Origin of the sequence: Gluconobacter sp. Dm-74, from assembly GCF_018256135.1 — a bacterium.
GTDB classification, from domain to species: Bacteria; Pseudomonadota; Alphaproteobacteria; order Acetobacterales; family Acetobacteraceae; genus Gluconobacter; species Gluconobacter cadivus.
This window is the reverse complement of the sequence record NZ_JAERLX010000008.1, coordinates 119,139-135,550: the sequence shown is the minus strand read 5'-3', so window position 1 is coordinate 135,550 and position 16,412 is coordinate 119,139. Positions and strand designations below refer to the sequence as shown.

Genomic DNA, 16,412 nt, shown 5'->3' with positions numbered 1-16,412 from the left:
CGCTCATACATTCATGTCCGCAATCCACATCGCAGCAAGCGTCATCTTCTACCTCAAAGAATGAGTCCTGAGCCTAGAATTTTAGATCTCGTTTATAATATCCCCAAGAGCCAAATCCGCCTAATCGGGCGGCTTTTTTTATGGAAATTCCCCATGCATGACACTGCCATCGCTCTGGCCACGGCGCTGCTGCGGCGACCGGGGTTCGAGGGCTTTTGCGCGGCGCCCTATGTCTGCCCGGCCGGATACTGGAGGATCGGCTATGGCAGCCGCTGGCTGGCCAACGGACAGCCCGTCACGACCCGGACCGCTCCCATCGATCGGGCAGCCGCCGACAGCCTCCTGTTCCAGACCGTGACAACGCTCGATGCAGCACTGTCCCGCCTTGTCCAGGTGCCGCTCTCTGATGTTCAGCGCGCGGCCCTGCTGTCCTGGCAGTACAATGTCGGGACAGCCGCCGTCGAAAGCTCGTCTCTGCTGCGCAAGCTGAATGCCGGAGATTATACCGGCGCGGCCGATGAACTGCTGTGCTGGGACAAGGCCACCGTGCGGGGTCATCTGGTTGAGCTGCCCGGTCTCGCCAAACGTCGCGCCTATGAGCGGGATGTCTTTCTCGGGAGGCGATCCGTACCAACGGACACTCTCCTCTTTGCCTGAAAATTCTGATGCCCCCCCCCCCCGAGGCGGTTTTTTCATATCTGGAGAACTGAAAATGGACTGGACAACCCTGTTCCAGACGGTCCTGCCGTACCTGCCTGCGCGCTATGCGGGCGACATCGTCTCGATCCTGACCTTTCTGATCGCAGCCGCCGCTCTAGCCATGCGCTTCTGGAAGCCCCCTGCGGCCGGAAGCAGGCTGTCGCTGCTCTACAAGGTCGTTTCTGCCCTGGCGCAGTCGAAGGGCTGGAACACCAATGCCTATCAGCCCGATGCCAAGGCCCTGATGATCCCGGCCGAGGCCAGCCGCACGATCGAGGCGGCCAAGCTGGGCCTCGATCCGGCATCCACCCATCCCAAGGCTGGCGCGCCTCCCAAACCGAACGCCTGAGCCGAAGGAGACAGGCCCCGCCTGTCAGACCGCTCTTTCTTCCACCGCCCTCTGAGGCGGTTTTTTTATGTCTGGAGACATCATGCGCAATCGCTTTCTCGCCCTCAGCCTCGGTGCCCTGCTTCTCGGCTCCACGGCCGCCTGCACCAACACGCCGACCACGGCCAGCTTCAACACGGCCGCGCTCAACAACGACGCCACGGCCATCGCCTATGCCGTCCAGGCGATCGAGGGCATTCCCGAACTGGAAAACCATCTCTCCGCCTCCGACAAGGCCAAGTTCGACAATCTGGTCGCGCAGATCCGCAGCGTGACGGCACAGGTCGCCGCCAACTCGAATGGCTCGATTACGGTGGCGACCGGCAAGGACTGGGCCAAGAGCCTCGGCACAGATCTCGAAACCCTGCTGGCCATCGCGACCTCGATCATGAAGGTCTATTCGCCCTCGGCTGCGACCTACATGCAGACCGTCCAGGCGATGATTCCGCTGGTCGAGGCGCTGGCCGGTGTCACGGCCGCACCCAATGCCGCACCACTCCAGTCGCCGGAGCTGATCCGCGCCCGGATCTATCAGGGCGTCTAATGCAAAGAAGCGGCTTGGCGAATAATTAGGGGCTAAAGGTTTGGTTGCGGTCACTCCTTACGGGCGGAATGTAGCGCGGGTGAGTCTTGGCAACGCCTTTGTCGCAAAGCACAAATCAGAGGTTAGTCCCACACAAGCTTTAACACGTCGTTAGGATCAACCTTGAATCCTTGTGCGGCAGCCATAATAGCATAACGCGCCTCCAAGGCGGCTAGCCTCATCTTTTGGAAATCTATTGCCCCCTCCTTTGGAGGCGTCGCGAGAAGATGTTGTTTGTTAATCATGTAGTCCAACATCTCGCGCTCATGGGAGATTGCAGCAACCAACACGTTCAGTTCTTCAATTTCGAACGACTGCCGTGCTGCCTCTTGATCTTCAGTTGGAAGCGAAGCCTCAAGCCGCTGTACAATTTCAGCATTCATCGAATGTGATCGCGCGTCTGCGGACGCCTGTAAGCGCTCAAATGTATCCTTCGGGATCCGCAGATTGAATCTGCGATAGCGGTCGTCATCACTCATATCTGAAGTTTGGCACATATGATGTGCTTTTTCCATTGCACAACATATGTGTCATGGCATACATGATGTGCCACAAGAAAAGGAGGTAACAATTCGCCCCGTATTCCAAGACTGCCGACGCATGACACTCCGGCTCAGGCCCGATGTGTATGACGCAGTCCGCCGTTCAGCTTTCAGGAATTTCCGAAGCATGACGGCAGAGATCAATGAACTTTTGGTTGAAGCAACAAAAAAGGCGTCGGACCAGCCTGGCAGCAATCCCGACGCCTCAACCACTACCCTCTGAAAAGGAAATGGTGATGAGCCAAAATAGCACATATGCGACCACGATTTCCAGCGCTCTCTCCAGGAGTGCTCCTACAATGTCCAGCCGTGAAATTGCCGACATTTGTGAAGCGCGCCACAACGATGTTGTCGTCACAATTGAGCGTCTCTTTGAAAACGGAGTTTTACGAGAAAGTCGTAAAACCACCCGGACCTACCGCCCAGTGAGAGGTGGACGTCCAACAAAGGTCTATGACCTAACCAAGCGCGATACGCTGGTTGTCGTTTCTGGATATAATGACGAGGTTCGCGCCAAGATCATCGATCGCTGGATGGAGCTTGAAACTTCAGCGCCCCACGCGCCAGCTAGACGCACCCGCAAACCAGCCTTCGACGTGGCCTACCGTCGCCTCCTCTCCGTGGCGTCCACTCTCCCCAATGTTGACGAGAACCAGCGCTGCCTAATGGCCGCTCGTGGAACTCAAGAACTGACGGGTATCAACCCGCTGGAACTGCTGGGCGCAACATCCATCGCAGCACCCAATGCGGAGAACTACCTGACTCCGACACAGATCGGCGAGCAGATTGGCATGAGCGGCCAGGCCGTGAATCGAACGCTGATCCAGCAGGACTATCAGGTGAAGGTGACAAGCTCGGCGGTGGGCAGTGATTATGAGCCGACCGAGAAGGGCAAGGAAGTAAGTCGTTTCTTTGATACGACCCGCCGTCACGGCAAAGGCTCTCAGCAGCAGCTCAAGTGGTCGCCCCGGATGGTCTCTGTTCTGCGCCCTTTCGCCAAGAAGCCGGAGCCGGTGTCATGAGCGCGCTGACCACCCGACAGGACGCACGGGTTACAGGCGCCGTCATGGTCGAGGGTGAGGTGCTGTGCTTTGACGCAACGGACTACGATCTCGAACCGGGAACGGAAGCCGTGGTCATTGGGACGAAAGGCGAGATCTATGTCGCGCCCATCGCGAAAAACCATCCAGAGGACCGGGCGCGGCTGGCCCGCATTCGCTGCGCTCTCATTCCGTATGTGTCTGGTTTCTATTCCGCCAGAGTGCCGGAATTTCTACAGGTGAAGGTGCTCGGGCGGTTTGTCCCAGTGCCCTCTGCTACTTCGGCGAAAGCTGGAAAGAGTAGCAATCGGTCGCTGGAAGCGGCCTGAACTACGGAGCCGCCCTTCGGGGCGGTTTTAAAGGAATTCCTTTTTTAAGTGAGGATATTCCTTTTCATTTTTTACCCTTGAGCCACATTACAACTACTTCTCCATCCACAGTTTCAAAAATTCCTTTTTCATACTTTCCCGCTTTTAACCAAGAAACACTTTTTATAACTCCATACTTCGCTTTAACCGTTAGGTATGCTTTTCTTTTTCTACACATTTTATTCTCTCCAATGTTTTTCATATTATCTCCGCAGATGAATATTTATGTCAAAAATCTCACACTGCCCCCTAATGCCAGCCGCCCCTCACCGGGCGGCTTTTTTTATTGGAAAATCCATGACCTACAAATTGGGCAAGCGCGCCCCGAAACACGATCCGCGCACCTACTGCCTCGGTCGGGTGCTGGCCATGCGTCTGCCGGCCGTGCCGGTCGAACGCGACTGGTCGCAGAATGTGCCCTATCAGATGTGGGGCAATGACCGCTTCGGCTGCTGCGCGTTCGCCGCTCACGCGGCTCTGGTGGCGACCTGGACCAAAGCCGCGCAGAGCCTTGTGATGCTCTCGACCGAAACGGTGCTGGCCAACTATGCGGCGCTGACGGGCTTCGATCCTGATACGGGCCAGAATGACAACGGCACCATCCTGCTGGACGAGCTGAATGCCTGGCGTCGTAACGGCCTACTCCGGCCGGGACAGACCCGCGATTACCTGACCGCTTACGGCTCGATCGCACCGACCGATATCGTGGGAATCCGCCGTGCCATCGCCTATCTGGGCGGCGTGCTGGCCGGTGTGCAGGTGCCGCAAGGCTTCCTCGATCTGGGGCTGGGCGAGACCTGGGACTGGGAGGCCATCGATGACCATACGCCTGCGGGCGGCCATGCCATCGCGCTCGTCGGCTACAATCCGGACGGCGTGTTCTTCAACACCTGGGGCACACGGACTTTCATGCCGTGGAGCACGTTCACGCGGATTGCGGATGAGGCTTATGGCCTGCTGTCGCGCGAGAACTGGCTGGGCATTTCAGGTTGTTCCCCGAGCGGGGAAGAATTCGATTCCCTTCTGGCAGAAGTGAGGAGCGCATGACCACGGTCCACAATCTGACGCCCTCTCAGCTGCGGACGGTGACGCTCCAGTCCTGCACCGGGCTATTTGCCCAGGTGATGTGGACGCCGAAATCCTCGGCCGACTGTCTGGACTATGTGCTGGACTTCTCCACCCTGCTGGCTGGCACAGGCGACACGCTGACCGCGATCCGCTCCGCCGTCGTCACGACCGCAACGGGCGGGGAATATGACCTCAAGGTCATGTGGTCTGCCGTGGCCGGGACACTGGTCGTGGCGTTCCTCGCCAGCGGGCAGCCGAACACGGCGCAGAAGATCCTCTTCGAGATCACGACCCAGCAGGGCCGCGTCTATTCCGTAATGGCTGTTCTTCAGATCACGGCGCTGACCGTGGCGACCGCGCCGCCCGGTGACTTCCCGGCCGACACACTGACGAACGGCAAGGTGCTGATTGCCGGCATCGAGGCGCTGCCTTCGGGTTATTCCTCGAATGGGCGCGTCGTGATGGCGACAGAAGACGCCGCTCCCGTGGGCACGCCGTCGTTCGAGAGCGTGACAGCCGGGACGTATTCCGGAGACGGTTCGGGGCTGGAGGTCACGTCAGGTGGCAAAGCCCAGACCATCGGTCAGTGGATCGCGGCGCTATCTTCGGGAGGGACACAGGGCGTCGGCATCAAGTCGATTAACGTCATGCAGGGGGCGGTCACGGCAGGCCAGCCGTCGACGGTAACTCTGACCGCCACGCTCACGGATGGCACGACCACGGCTCCTGCTACATTCGAAGCGCCAGCGGGTGCTGTCGGCGCTACAGGTCCGCAAGGCGCACCCGGGGCGAAGGGGGACACTGGAGCGACAGGCGCCACGGGAGCGGACGGCAAAGACGGAGCTAACGGAACGACCGGCGCGGATGGCGTCGGGATTGCGTCCGTCGCAGTAACTCAAGGCGCGGTGACGGCAGGGCAACCCTCTACCGTGACACTGACCGCTACGATGACCAACGGGGCAACGGCTCCGGGAGTCTCGTTCAGTGCTCCAGCCGGGGCGGCGGGTGCTGCCGGTGCGGCTGGTTCAGACGCTGACGTGACGGCGGCGAATATCGAAACCGCGCTTGGGTATACGCCTGCGAATGGGGCAAATTACTTTCCACTCGCAATCGAAAACACCAAAGATTCTTCGGGCAATTACAACCTCCCAGCTGTAGTGGCTACGAACTCTGGTTTCGATAACTCTGGTGGGTTGTTCACTCTGGGTTATGCTGACGACCCGGTCATTCAGATCGGGATATATAAAGGATACTTCGGAGAAAATTCCGTCATTATCCGGTCCATGACCAGTCAGCCCGTTGGCATCATCATCAGTAATCAGGATGGATCGGGTACAAGCGTCAGCGCACACAGGCTTCCCACAGGTGACGGCGCAACGCAGTCGAGCTGTATAACAGTGGATGGTCGCCTTGGTGGCGCCACAGGTGCTTATTACTTCACTAATCAGGACAACAGTGGCGGAAACTACTGGAAGATCCAAGCCAACACACAGGATACTTCCGATGGTTGGCCGGATGATTTGCAGGTCTTTGCAGCCGTTAACGGGAATGCGAGTTGGCAGACTACGCCTGCAGTCTCCTTTTCCGCTAAAACCAATCAAGCCACTTTGGCGGCAGAGCCTCTCGTTCTGGCTTACAACGCCTACACCTTTGCTACATTACCGACGTCACCCGTTTCATGGCAGCGCGTTGTCGTAACGGACAAGGCCATCGGCTCTGGCGCTCAGGGTGTCATGGCGATGTGGAACCCGAACACGAAGGCCTGGACAGGTCTGGGCGGGGAGACGCTGGTATGAGGGCGCTGTGGCTCTGCGGGCTTCTGGCTCTCTCGGCCTGTTCAGCCAGCTCCGTATCGCCTGTGACCATCAGTCAGGCCATTGCCGGTGTCCAGGCAGATCTGACGAAGGCCGGTGGTGTGAGCGTCTCGGACGTGCAGCACTGGACGGCGGATCAGGCGGCCCGGTTCGATGCCAACGTCCGGGCGCTCCAGTGCGCGCAGCAGACCTCTAATCCGGTCGTGGCAATGATTGCCGGGCCGGTGACGATGGATCTATCCGGCACATTCAGCCAGTCGGGATCGTTCTCAGTTTCGGCGTCATCCGCCCTGCCGGTCTTCGGGCTTCAGGCCGATGCCAGCCGGACGAAAGGTCAGACCCTGAATGTGCCGGTCCAGTTCGTGTCTTTGTCGGCGCTGGCTGATGCCGAGGCTGGACGCGAGGTCGGGTATGCCGGGGCGCTGCTCGGACAGAACGATGCCGTGCGGCAGGAGGTGGCTGCTCGGATTGAGACAGACCGGACGGCACTGGCAGCGCATGTCGAGGTGCTGATCTCGTATATCCCCAGCTGCTTTGAAACGAAAGTCCGGCCATTCGTAGGAGTTAAGAAGGAATAAGAATGGCCGCTTTTTGGGGGACACCGGTCTGACCGGTTTTAGGAATCCAGGGGCCTGATAGCCGCCATTCATTATGGCGGCCAACGTCAGACATGCACGTGCTTTTGCACTTCTGAGTCGGTCTCGAAGGCACGCAGAACCGCCTCCCAGAAAGCTCTATAAGTCGAATATCGGCCCCAATTTGGTGGTTCCTCAACATCCGCTATCGGATCAATCGAAAGCAGAACCCATGTCTGCGTGATCCGATCAATCTCTTTGTCAGAAAAACTCAAAAGGCGTTGTAGCTCATGGATCGTCTCAAGTTTAAACTGTAGGCTACGCCCTCGTGGTCCATCCTGAATTGCTTCGTCCAGCGTGTCACCACACATGTCGGCATCTTCACCCAATGAACTGGTCCCCACATTGGACAACCGGGGAAATGCATCTCGAATCTCAGCATGCGAAGAGTTTGACGGTGAAAACATGGTAAATCATCCCATTATGCTCAGTGTTCTTAATTGTAACCTCTGCGCGGCGTGCTGCCCGTCTCACTCGATCGGCCTGATGGATAACGACAGTTCCATGCACTGAAATACTACTTGAAATATCAAATTTTGCGTCTTTTGGCGCTGTCTTAAGCCAGTTATCAATCAAATGGCGTTGTCTTGCAGAACCTGGTGGATTGCGCGCTCCGCCTCGTGCTTCGACGTAAAAAATGAGACGACAGGGCGCCCCTCTTTCGTGAAGCGTTTTTCGATATACTCTTTTGTCAGAGCAATGTGTCTGAGTAAAACATGTCCGCCTGCACGGCGATTATGCGAGGGGGCCTCATGATGGTCGAGATTTAGACTGCTCTGTCGATGAGGTATAAGCAGATCTTGGCTAGTCGGTTGTCCGAAATCTGGAGCAGGCGAGTGGAAATGCTCCGGAACAATATCACCATGATCGAAATTAAGATGGCCACGATCAGCGGAGACAACCCGAATAGACCGTGTGGCGGTAAGCGCACCAATTTTATGCAATATACTGGTGGGGACCAACGCGTCAGCAACAGCCCCCGTTATATCAGCTACGACCGGTGACGCATGTGCCATTAGAGCGGCAGCCCGTGCCGCTCGTTCGGTCATCGTCGGCGTAGCCTGACCGGTGGTCCAGGCCCGGTTTCCCGCAGCCATTGTATCCATTCCATGGGCGATGAGCGCAGCGCCGCCAATCTTGCTGAAGATCGGGTCTGGGTCAGCGAGGAGGGCAGCGCCTCCAGCCATCTCCGCCGCGCCGAAGCCCGTCCGCGCAAGCCCGTCGAGGCGGGACTGTTTCCTGACTGGGTAGATGTTGCCTAACGATGCCGAGCAGGTGATGTGTGTTCATGACGAAGGTCAGGGCGGGATGCTGATCCGTATCGGGCATAAAATATCCTGTGATGCGGACATAAAAAAAGCCCACCGGTAAGAGCGGGCTTTGCGTATCTCGTAAAGAAGGCCGAAGCCCGAGCCGGGCATCGGCATCAAGAAATCATCAGATGTACAGGGAGTGTCGGAGGAAACAGCTCAACCCCAATCTGACATACTGATAGCAGAATGCGCGCGATTTGACCAGCCAATGAACAAGTGCCGCCGGATAAGGATTAGCTTAATGTCAGCTTTTCAGTCAGGCAAACGACATGCAGACGTCCGGAAAGTAGGCGCTAGCAGCATGCCCTAGTATGCCCGCTCCTGAGAAAAGCACGCTTGCACTGCAGTATCCGAAAATAAGAGTACGTCTTCCGCGCAAACTATGCACTTAATGACACAAACCCTATTGCCACCGACGCGACGTTTCCAACTTCCATGAACCCTGTGGACCGAGTGCAATTCCTCTCGTCGGATAGGACAGAGCCCTCAATTTATTGCCGAAATTTAAGTGCGCCTAACCAAGACGCTATGCCACTTTCAAAGGTACCCGAGAGATATTTGAGTAAAGCTATACTTATTATGAGAAAGACCATGCTCAACAACGTCAGGTCCATCGTTCCTATTCTTGTCTCAGCCGCCCTTATCACGATTCCGATAAATGCTACGTGTGGTCCACGACATTCGCTGGCCACAAAGAAAACGCGCGGGATCGACACATTCATCCCCACGGATCTTCACGACTTTCTCCCGAGACCAGATCAGGCGACTTCACTAAACAACCGTAAAGCCACCATAGTTTATCAGCTCACCGATATAGCCCCACCACTATCCCCGCCCCCCTTGCAGCTTACGGCCACGGGCCGGATCCTAGAATACTTTCGAACAGTTTCCCAAGCTCCAGCACCTGTTTTCAAGGACGGCACGCTACCCGAACACGACATCGTCACTGGCAGCGAAATTGCCAAGTTCGGCGAGGCCTATGAACAAACGAGCCCGATCGGCAACAGCATCATCGCCCCGCACGGAGGAACCGGGGCCGCTGCGCATTGACGATCCTTCTCCGGAGCAGAAGAAACTTCCCGAGGGAATCCTAGACTACCACCATTTTCCTCAAATCGTTTCGATACCACCGGCCTATTCCCCTTTCCGGAAAAAAACCGCTTAAAAAGCTCATTCTCTGGCCCCACACCGTCACAAATCCATAGATCTTCGTCGAGTGAGAGGGTCTGGTTTCTGGAAGTGCGAGGTCAGCGCAAGTGTCTGACTTGAGGCGCATCCCGCCTGTCTGCTTCATATTCCTTGAGTAGACAGGCATTTTAGCGGGGGAAGCGGCAGGTCGGCTTTATGGAAGGCAATTGGTAAAACCGGATATTCACTTGGATGACCCTCGCGTAGGCTTCCACCATATTCCGGTCATTCAAATAACCCATGAGCTTTTCTGAAAGCCCGTCCTCTTTCCATCAATTTTGATATTACGGATATCACCTGATCATGCAGAAGTTTCCCATTCGCAGGCAAAAATACGCGCACATTTTCCGGGCGAAGAAATATCTTGCGATCGAGTGCCAAGAGGTGTGGAAAGGATCATATTTTTCCCGCACGGGCTGGTCGAGCTATATAGACCGCGCCAGCGCGACACCGAAATGGATTGGAGAAAACTTCGGCAAGTCCATCCAGTCGAGTGAATACTTCAATACTCCCGGCGTGCCCCTTCCTCGGGAAACAGTCGCCAAGGTCCATGCCGAATGCGGCCCTTTGATGCTGGCTTTCTGGGGGAAGCTTGCAGCGGAGTTCAGATTCAAGGACTGGAAAGCAGCGCGCGCGAAAACTGCCATGGTGTTTGCCTGTTGGGATTACGAATTAACGGATCAGATCGAGTTGAGGGCGAGCAAGGGTCGAGGAGGTGGTCATTCAGGCTGGCTGCAAGGCGAGGATCAAGGAACAGTCTTCCATGTCTCGATCAACGCCTCGAACGAAGAGCTGGGGAACGTCATCATCCAGGCCCTTAATGCGTGTAAGCCGAACTATCTTTAACATGTGGCAATGTCCGCTGTGGGGAAAAGCGTAGTTACACTGCCGTGTCCGACTTGTAGGCGTAAGCGAATGTTACCAACTCCTCGCCCTCACGATCTCCTCCAGCCGGGTCGTATAGCGCGCAGATAACAGGTACTGTCGCGGCGACCATCTCCGCTTCAGTACCGTTGATCCCGGTCGGAGTGTCCCACTTCCAAAACGGGCGTTCACAGTGCCACAATGTACAAATTTGGTGCACATGATCCGATTTAATAGCTGAAGACCGCAATAAACTGCCGTTTTTTAAGGAATTATAACTACCTTGACATGGTAGGGGTCACAGGTTCAATCCCTGTTTCTCCCACCACTCGATCCGGTGAAAAACTCCTAAAAATCAATTGCTTAATGCCAAGCTATCAGGCAACCGGCCTTAGCCCGTCAGTTCAAGTCTGTTCATATTAATGCGCTTAACGACATTATGATGTGTGCAAAACTGGTGTAGGTGCTGCGGAGCCAACGATCTCGTGCAAATCGCATCCTACTGGATCCCCAGCCATTCCAGAATTTCATCCCGATAGGCATCCGGCATCACTTTGGCGTACCGCGTGGCTGGACTTGTGGCGGTACACTGAGCATTTTCTGCTCGCATCAGGAGAGGCACGGACCCGCGTGGCGGCGGATCTGGCTCGAGAGAACAAGCGCCTTCGCCTGGAAAAACGCGTTCTTCGGGAGGAGAGGAAAATCCTAAAAAAGCCACGCAGTTCTTCGCGAGCCAAAAGACGTGAGGTTCGCATTTATCTGTGAGTATCGCCACGAGTGGTCCATCGAAAGATTATGCCAAGTTCTGCAGGACACAATGCCGGCGAACGCCGTGTAGGCCCCCCTGATTAAACCCAATGGGATCCGGCCAGTGCGCACCCGTCGTCACAAAGTCACAAAGTCACAGCCGACCGCCGTCATTCCCTCGGTGTTGCAGCCAATGTTCTAAACGGCGATTTCGCGGCCAACGCTCCCAACCGAAAATGGGCAGGCGATATTAGCTACATCTGGACAAACGAAAGGTGGCTTTACCTGGCTGTCGTCATCGATCCGTTCAGCCGAAGCGTCATTGGCTGGGCCGCGAGCGACCGGATGAAAAAGGACCTTGCAATCAAAGCGCTCGATATGGCTGTGCAAATGCGCGATCCGTCGCCTGGCTGTATTTTCCATTCTGATCGTGGCAGCCAATATTGCTCACATGATTTCCAGAAGAAACAGACGGAATACAGGATGATTCCATCCATGTCCGACAAGGGAAACTGCTTCGACAATGCAGTTGTGGAGACCTTCTTCAAGAGCCTGAAGGCCGAAATGCTCTGGCGGCAGGCAACTGCCGCCATCTTCCAGTACGTCAACGGCTTCTATAACCCGCGACGACGCTATTCATATCTCGGCAGCATCAGCCCACTCGTTTCGAGGCTAAAGCCGCCTAACAAGATCACATACCGGCACAAAACCGTCACAAGTACAAGAATACGCAGGTTACCAGACATTCACCCGTTTCTGCGCCATTATCCCACTAACTGTCTTGCTAAAGATTTCGAGTGAAATAATTGAATAACCTAGAATTTCCTCTGATTCGTCCCTGACCTGGGTCAGCATAACAAGGTCGATGTCACCACTCTCCCGCGTAAATCTGTAGGGAGGATAAGGTAGACCGCGTTCTCTAAAAGATTTCAACCATTCAAGCATCGTACGCGTATCAGGCAGAAGCACATGGATATCGGCACCAATAACCTCTTTTTTGTCAAAACCAATTCGACGACAGAATGTCATACTGGCATCCCGGATGATATAGTCTCGATCTATAAAACAAATCGAAACTTCTTTCGAGTTATAGAGAGATGAGATTTGAAATGCCCTCTCTTCAATAGATAATCTTTGATATTCTTTTTCCGTATGTACCGCCGGATTGGAATTCGGGTTTTCAATTCTTTTTAATGGCCGAGGAGGACTGAACAGATACCCCTGCCCTTTCGTACACCCGATTTTCCGTAGCAGATCTGCCTGCTCGACCGTCTCTATTCCTTCTGCGATCACGTCAATATCGAGGCTGTTTGCCAGACCAACAATCGCAGATATTATTTTTCTATCCTCCTTACGACTGACACAGGAATGCACGAATTTCTGGTCAATTTTTACACCTGAAAATGGCAAAGAACTCAGGATCGTGAGACTTGAATAGCCGGTGCCGAAATCGTCCATGACGAAGGAAATTCCGGTTGTATTCAGTTTTGTCATAAATTCAGTACAAAGCGCGAGATCAGAAATAATCACGCTTTCAGTAATTTCGATTTTGATGCGCTCGTGCGGGAACTCATAGAGGCTGATGAGGGACAGGATGTCATCAAGAATACAGGCGTCCGATATCTGCGATGGTGAAAGATTAAACGAGAAAAACAGGTTGGGATTGAATTTAATTCGGTGACGGAAAGTATATTCTAAAAGAAAAATAAGGAGTCCATCAAGGAGTTTTTTATTTTCGAACTGCTCGATACTTTTCTTGGTATCGAGAAGTTTTCCACAATCAAAAAATCTACTCAAAACTTCATAACCAATGATTTGATCAGATTTCATTGATACAATTGGTTGGAAATAAGGCAACACGGAAATCGTCGTTTCACCAATTTTGAAATGCCGGTTCATTGTCTATCCCTTTTCAGGGTTAATACGGTATAAAACGTTCCGATATCGTTAACGTCTTGTACTTTCTGGGTCACGGTAACAAAAGACCTATTGGTCTGGCGCAAGATCTGAATCATTTTCTGGCTGTGGGATAACGGGTAGAGAAAACAGTCATGAAAGTGACAGTGTCCGCTTCAATCCCGTTGATCCCGGCCTGAGTTTCCCGCTTCCTAAACGAGCGTTCACCGTGTCAAAATGTGCAAATTTGGTGCATATGACCCGCTTTAGTAGCTGAATACCGGCAAAAACCGTGTTTAGACGATAAAATTCGTGCACTCTCCGCCGTATCTTTCGTGCCTATGCGAATTGGCAAGTGATAGCTCAGTCGCTCACCCCAAGTTATTCAACAATCTCAGCGCACAAGCATTCAACATCACCTTGACATAGCGCGTGAACCTCACGGCTGCTTTATGCTTGAAATCGTGTACATGATTCAATGCTTTGTCGGTCGCCTGAGACGGCCGAGTTCGCGCCGGATGACTTGGAGAACCGTGTCGCGCAGCCAGCGATGAACGCCATCTGAGTCTACGCGCGGATGCCAGGCCTGAAAAGACGTGACGGGAGGAAGATCGAACGGGAAGTCGAAAGCCTCAAGCTGGATCTGCGAAAGTGGAAGACGGTCGATCACGATATCAGGTAGAGGCAGGATCATGTCCGTCTCCCGCATGGTCTCGATCATGGAATGGTAAGTCGGCACAACCATGGCGATGGGTCGGGTCAGGCCGTAATGCTCTTGAAGAACAGTATCTATCGGGCCGTAAAGACGACCTTTTCTCGACACGCTGATGTGATCATATTCCACCAGCGTCTGCGGGGTAATGCCTTGCGCAAAAATAGGGTGCCCCTCGCGCACCATGGCTCGGAATGACGTCAGGAAGAGGGTCTGACGCATGATCTCAGGGCGCAGATCGTCCGTAGCGCCAACATAAAGATCAATCTGGCTGTTGCGCAGGGCCTCGCTGGCTGGCTCCTCCGTTTCAGGAGCGAACACAACGCTGCAATTTGGACATTCCTGCTTGAGGGCCATCAGAATGACATGCCCGAACGCACTGACGACGAGGTCATTGGCGCGGATCGTAAAGCGGGGCGAGAGATGGCGGAGATTGAGCGTTTCGCTGTCATTCACCAACGCATCGGCCTCGCGCACGATGTTCTGGACCCGGTCACGAATGCGGCTGGCGAAAGCTGTGGCCATCATCCGGCGCCCGGACAGAACCAGAATAGGATCTCCAAACACGGTGCGTAGCGTTGCGAGATGGCGGCTCATGGCGGCATCACTCACTTTCAGCCGACGGGCTGCCTGTGAGACGCTTTCTTCTTCCACCAGCACCTGAAGATAACGCAGCAGATCAAGGTCGTAGCGTCTGTGACTGTCAGTTCGTTTGGCCATCGCCCTCTTCGTTTCCTAAGGCTTTCCAGTATATTTTCGTGCTTTTAGCCTGAAATGGAAGAGTTTTTGATAACCCTTCCGAAAAATGGAAACGTCACCTGCTGCAAACGTGGGTTTTCGGACCTGTCCGCTCTGGATAATGGCTGGGGGGCAACGAAAGAGACCCCATAATGCAACCAGCAGCCTCGCCCTTGGCGGGTGCGCCGCCCGCGCAGCCGTCTTACATTCCCCCTTTCGGTATGCGGACCATTGTCGGCTGCCTTGGGATGCTGCTGGCCGTGCATGTCGCCGGGTTCAACGAACACATCACCGAAATCGGCCTCGCCGATATCCGCGGCGCGATGCATATCGGGCACGATGAGGGCACGTGGTTCACCTCGATCTACGAGGCCTTCAACATTGCGGCCATGGCGTTCACGCCCTGGTTCTACATGACATTCTCGATCTATCGGTTTTCGATCTTCATGACGGCCGTGCTCGCCATGCTGTCGATCCCCCTGCCCTTCATGCCTGACATGGTCTCGCTATGCTTTCTTCGCGCCGCGCAGGGGCTGAGTGCGGGCTGTCTGCCGCCCGTTCTGATGACGGTCATGCTGAAATACCTGCCGCCGCCCATCAAGGTGTTCGGCATTGGCGGCTATGCGATGAGCGCCACCTTTGGTCCTAATCTGGGCGGCCCGCTTGAGGCAATGTGGTTCGAGCATGTGGGCTGGCGCTGGCTGTACTGGGAGGTCATTCCCTTCAGCATCATTGCCATTGCCATGATGGCCTACGGACTGCCACGTGATCCGGTGCATCTCGAACGGTTCCGGAACTTCAACTGGCGTGGCTTCTTCATTGGCGTGCCATCCATCCTGTGTGTGGTGACAGTGCTCTATCAGGGGGACCGGCTGGACTGGTTCCGCTCGCCGATCATCTCCCATCTGACATTCTGGGGCGGTGCGCTGTTCGTGGGGTTTCTGTTCCATGAATGGCACCATCACAGCCCGTTTTTCCGGCTTCAGTACTGGAAGAACCGCAATATCACGATGTCTCTGCTGACCCTTGTGGGTGTGCTCATCATCTGCGGTCTGATGATGGAAGTCCCGATGACATATCTGGAAGCCGTGCGGGGATACCGGCCCATTCAGGCGGCTCCGGTCGCGCTGACGGTTGCCCTACCACAGCTCATTATGCTGCCGCTGACGGCTGCGCTCTGCAATTCCGCGCGGGTGGACTGCCGATATGTACTGGCGTTCGGCATGTCGTGTCTGGCGCTGGCAGCGTTCCTTGGAACCTGGCTGACGCCGGACTGGGTACGGGACAATTTCTATCTCCTGCAGGCGCTTCAGATCCTCGGTCAGCCAATGGTCGTGATCCCGGTTCTGATGCTGGCCACCATGTCTCTGGGGCCGGCGGACGGCCCGTTCATCTCGGGCATGGTCAACATGCTCAAGGGCATGGCCAATGCGTTTGCTGCCGCCATTTTTGAAATCCTGCTCCGCCGTCGGGAACAGTATCATTCCACGATGCTGCTGGACCGGGCGGGCAATGACGCCACGGCGCTGTCCGGCATGGGCGATCCGATCCATGCGGCGATCAGCAACAGCTCGCCTGACGGCGCTCATGTGGCGCGCAATACGCTTCAGATCTTCCACACCTATCTGCACGAGCAGTCGATCACACTGGCACTGGTGGACATCTATTTCGTCGTGATGTGCCTTTGCATTGCTTATGTCGCGCTGACCGCCGTGCTGCCGAAACGCGTCTATCCGCCCGGCAAGGGGCCTGCTCCGGCCATGCCTGCCGCCGCCCGCGAACCCGCTCCCTCCTCCCTTCCCGCCACCGCGCACTGA

General features: G+C 55.3%; 18 protein-coding genes and 1 pseudogene. 13 read left to right on the top strand and 6 right to left on the bottom strand.

The features are described 5' to 3' along the window. Positions 1–153 precede the first annotated feature (153 nt). The 3 genes from JK208_RS11910 (at position 154) to JK208_RS11900 (ending at position 1,631) form a co-directional block, all read left to right on the top strand. Complete coding sequence (locus JK208_RS11910) at positions 154–657, top strand: lysozyme (RefSeq protein WP_211576366.1); 504 nt, start codon at positions 154–156, stop codon at positions 655–657. A 55-nt stretch (positions 658–712) separates the two neighbouring features. Continuing rightward, positions 713–1,048 (top strand): hypothetical protein, encoded by a 336-nt coding sequence (locus tag JK208_RS11905; RefSeq protein WP_211576365.1) that lies wholly within the window; start codon positions 713–715, stop codon positions 1,046–1,048. Positions 1,049–1,130: 82 nt separating this feature from the next. Next, the gene (locus tag JK208_RS11900) at positions 1,131–1,631 is read left to right on the top strand and encodes a hypothetical protein (RefSeq protein WP_211576364.1); all 501 of its coding nucleotides are present in this window, start codon (positions 1,131–1,133) and stop codon (positions 1,629–1,631) included. Between the two features lie 122 nt (positions 1,632–1,753). Here the strand turns inward: JK208_RS11900 and JK208_RS11895 are convergent, their stop codons facing one another. Beyond that, positions 1,754–2,185 (bottom strand): Arc family DNA-binding protein, encoded by a 432-nt coding sequence (locus JK208_RS11895; RefSeq protein ID WP_211576363.1) that lies wholly within the window; start codon positions 2,183–2,185, stop codon positions 1,754–1,756. Positions 2,186–2,448: 263 nt separating this feature from the next. Between JK208_RS11895 and JK208_RS11890 the strand changes: the two genes are divergently transcribed. Both JK208_RS11890 and JK208_RS11885 read left to right on the top strand, forming a co-directional pair. After that, entirely contained in the window at positions 2,449–3,234 is a 786-nt protein-coding gene (locus JK208_RS11890; RefSeq protein ID WP_211576362.1) for a Rha family transcriptional regulator, read from the top strand. After that, positions 3,231–3,581 carry a hypothetical protein gene (locus JK208_RS11885; protein WP_211576361.1) on the top strand — a complete coding sequence of 117 codons (351 nt, stop codon included), beginning with the start codon at positions 3,231–3,233 and terminating at the stop codon, positions 3,579–3,581. Before JK208_RS11890 ends, JK208_RS11885 begins: the two co-directional genes overlap by 4 nt. A gap of 64 nt (positions 3,582–3,645) precedes the next feature. Here JK208_RS11885 and JK208_RS11880 read toward each other — a convergent pair whose 3' ends face one another. Beyond that, positions 3,646–3,822, bottom strand: coding sequence for a hypothetical protein (locus tag JK208_RS11880; protein ID WP_211576360.1), 177 nt, complete (start codon positions 3,820–3,822; stop codon positions 3,646–3,648). A 95-nt stretch (positions 3,823–3,917) separates the two neighbouring features. Between JK208_RS11880 and JK208_RS11875 the strand changes: the two genes are divergently transcribed. Genes JK208_RS11875 through JK208_RS11865 form a run of 3 tightly spaced genes read left to right on the top strand, consistent with a single transcriptional unit; the run spans position 3,918 to position 7,080 of the window. Then, positions 3,918–4,667: a hypothetical protein gene (locus JK208_RS11875; RefSeq protein ID WP_211576359.1), complete on the top strand. Its 750-nt coding sequence runs from the start codon at positions 3,918–3,920 to the stop codon at positions 4,665–4,667. Then, positions 4,664–6,484, top strand: a complete 1,821-nt coding sequence (locus tag JK208_RS11870; protein ID WP_211576358.1) for a collagen-like protein — start codon at positions 4,664–4,666, stop codon at positions 6,482–6,484. Before JK208_RS11875 ends, JK208_RS11870 begins: the two co-directional genes overlap by 4 nt. After that, positions 6,481–7,080 (top strand): hypothetical protein, encoded by a 600-nt coding sequence (locus JK208_RS11865; protein WP_211576357.1) that lies wholly within the window; start codon positions 6,481–6,483, stop codon positions 7,078–7,080. Before JK208_RS11870 ends, JK208_RS11865 begins: the two co-directional genes overlap by 4 nt. Before the next feature lie 86 nt (positions 7,081–7,166). Here the strand turns inward: JK208_RS11865 and JK208_RS11860 are convergent, their stop codons facing one another. Beyond that, a complete protein-coding gene (locus JK208_RS11860) occupies positions 7,167–7,544 on the bottom strand; it encodes a hypothetical protein (RefSeq protein ID WP_211576356.1) in 378 nt (125 codons plus the stop codon). A 702-nt stretch (positions 7,545–8,246) separates the two neighbouring features. Between JK208_RS11860 and JK208_RS11855 the strand changes: the two genes are divergently transcribed. The 3 genes from JK208_RS11855 to JK208_RS11845 all read left to right on the top strand — a co-directional run bounded on the left by JK208_RS11855 (position 8,247) and on the right by JK208_RS11845 (position 10,484). After that, on the top strand, positions 8,247–8,399 hold the full coding sequence (locus JK208_RS11855; protein ID WP_211576355.1) for a hypothetical protein: 153 nt from the start codon (positions 8,247–8,249) through the stop codon (positions 8,397–8,399). A 642-nt stretch (positions 8,400–9,041) separates the two neighbouring features. After that, positions 9,042–9,500 carry a hypothetical protein gene (locus JK208_RS11850; RefSeq protein WP_211576354.1) on the top strand — a complete coding sequence of 153 codons (459 nt, stop codon included), beginning with the start codon at positions 9,042–9,044 and terminating at the stop codon, positions 9,498–9,500. Between the two features lie 441 nt (positions 9,501–9,941). Continuing rightward, on the top strand, positions 9,942–10,484 hold the full coding sequence (locus JK208_RS11845; RefSeq protein ID WP_211576353.1) for a hypothetical protein: 543 nt from the start codon (positions 9,942–9,944) through the stop codon (positions 10,482–10,484). A 72-nt stretch (positions 10,485–10,556) separates the two neighbouring features. Here the strand turns inward: JK208_RS11845 and JK208_RS11840 are convergent, their stop codons facing one another. After that, on the bottom strand, positions 10,557–10,724 hold the full coding sequence (locus JK208_RS11840; protein WP_249202127.1) for a DUF4113 domain-containing protein: 168 nt from the start codon (positions 10,722–10,724) through the stop codon (positions 10,557–10,559). 420 nt (positions 10,725–11,144) lie between these two features. On the opposite strand from JK208_RS11840, the pseudogene JK208_RS15890 reads away from it, so the two are divergent. Continuing rightward, positions 11,145–11,927: pseudogene (locus JK208_RS15890) on the top strand (IS3 family transposase); the annotation flags it as partial. A gap of 57 nt (positions 11,928–11,984) precedes the next feature. Here JK208_RS15890 and JK208_RS11825 read toward each other — a convergent pair. Next, positions 11,985–13,148: an EAL domain-containing protein gene (locus tag JK208_RS11825; protein ID WP_211576352.1), complete on the bottom strand. Its 1,164-nt coding sequence runs from the start codon at positions 13,146–13,148 to the stop codon at positions 11,985–11,987. A gap of 472 nt (positions 13,149–13,620) precedes the next feature. Beyond that, positions 13,621–14,577 (bottom strand): LysR family transcriptional regulator, encoded by a 957-nt coding sequence (locus JK208_RS11820; RefSeq protein WP_211576351.1) that lies wholly within the window; start codon positions 14,575–14,577, stop codon positions 13,621–13,623. 170 nt (positions 14,578–14,747) lie between these two features. Here JK208_RS11820 and JK208_RS11815 point away from each other — a divergent pair, with 170 nt between their 5' ends. Next, positions 14,748–16,412, top strand: a complete 1,665-nt coding sequence (locus tag JK208_RS11815; protein ID WP_211576350.1) for an MFS transporter — start codon at positions 14,748–14,750, stop codon at positions 16,410–16,412.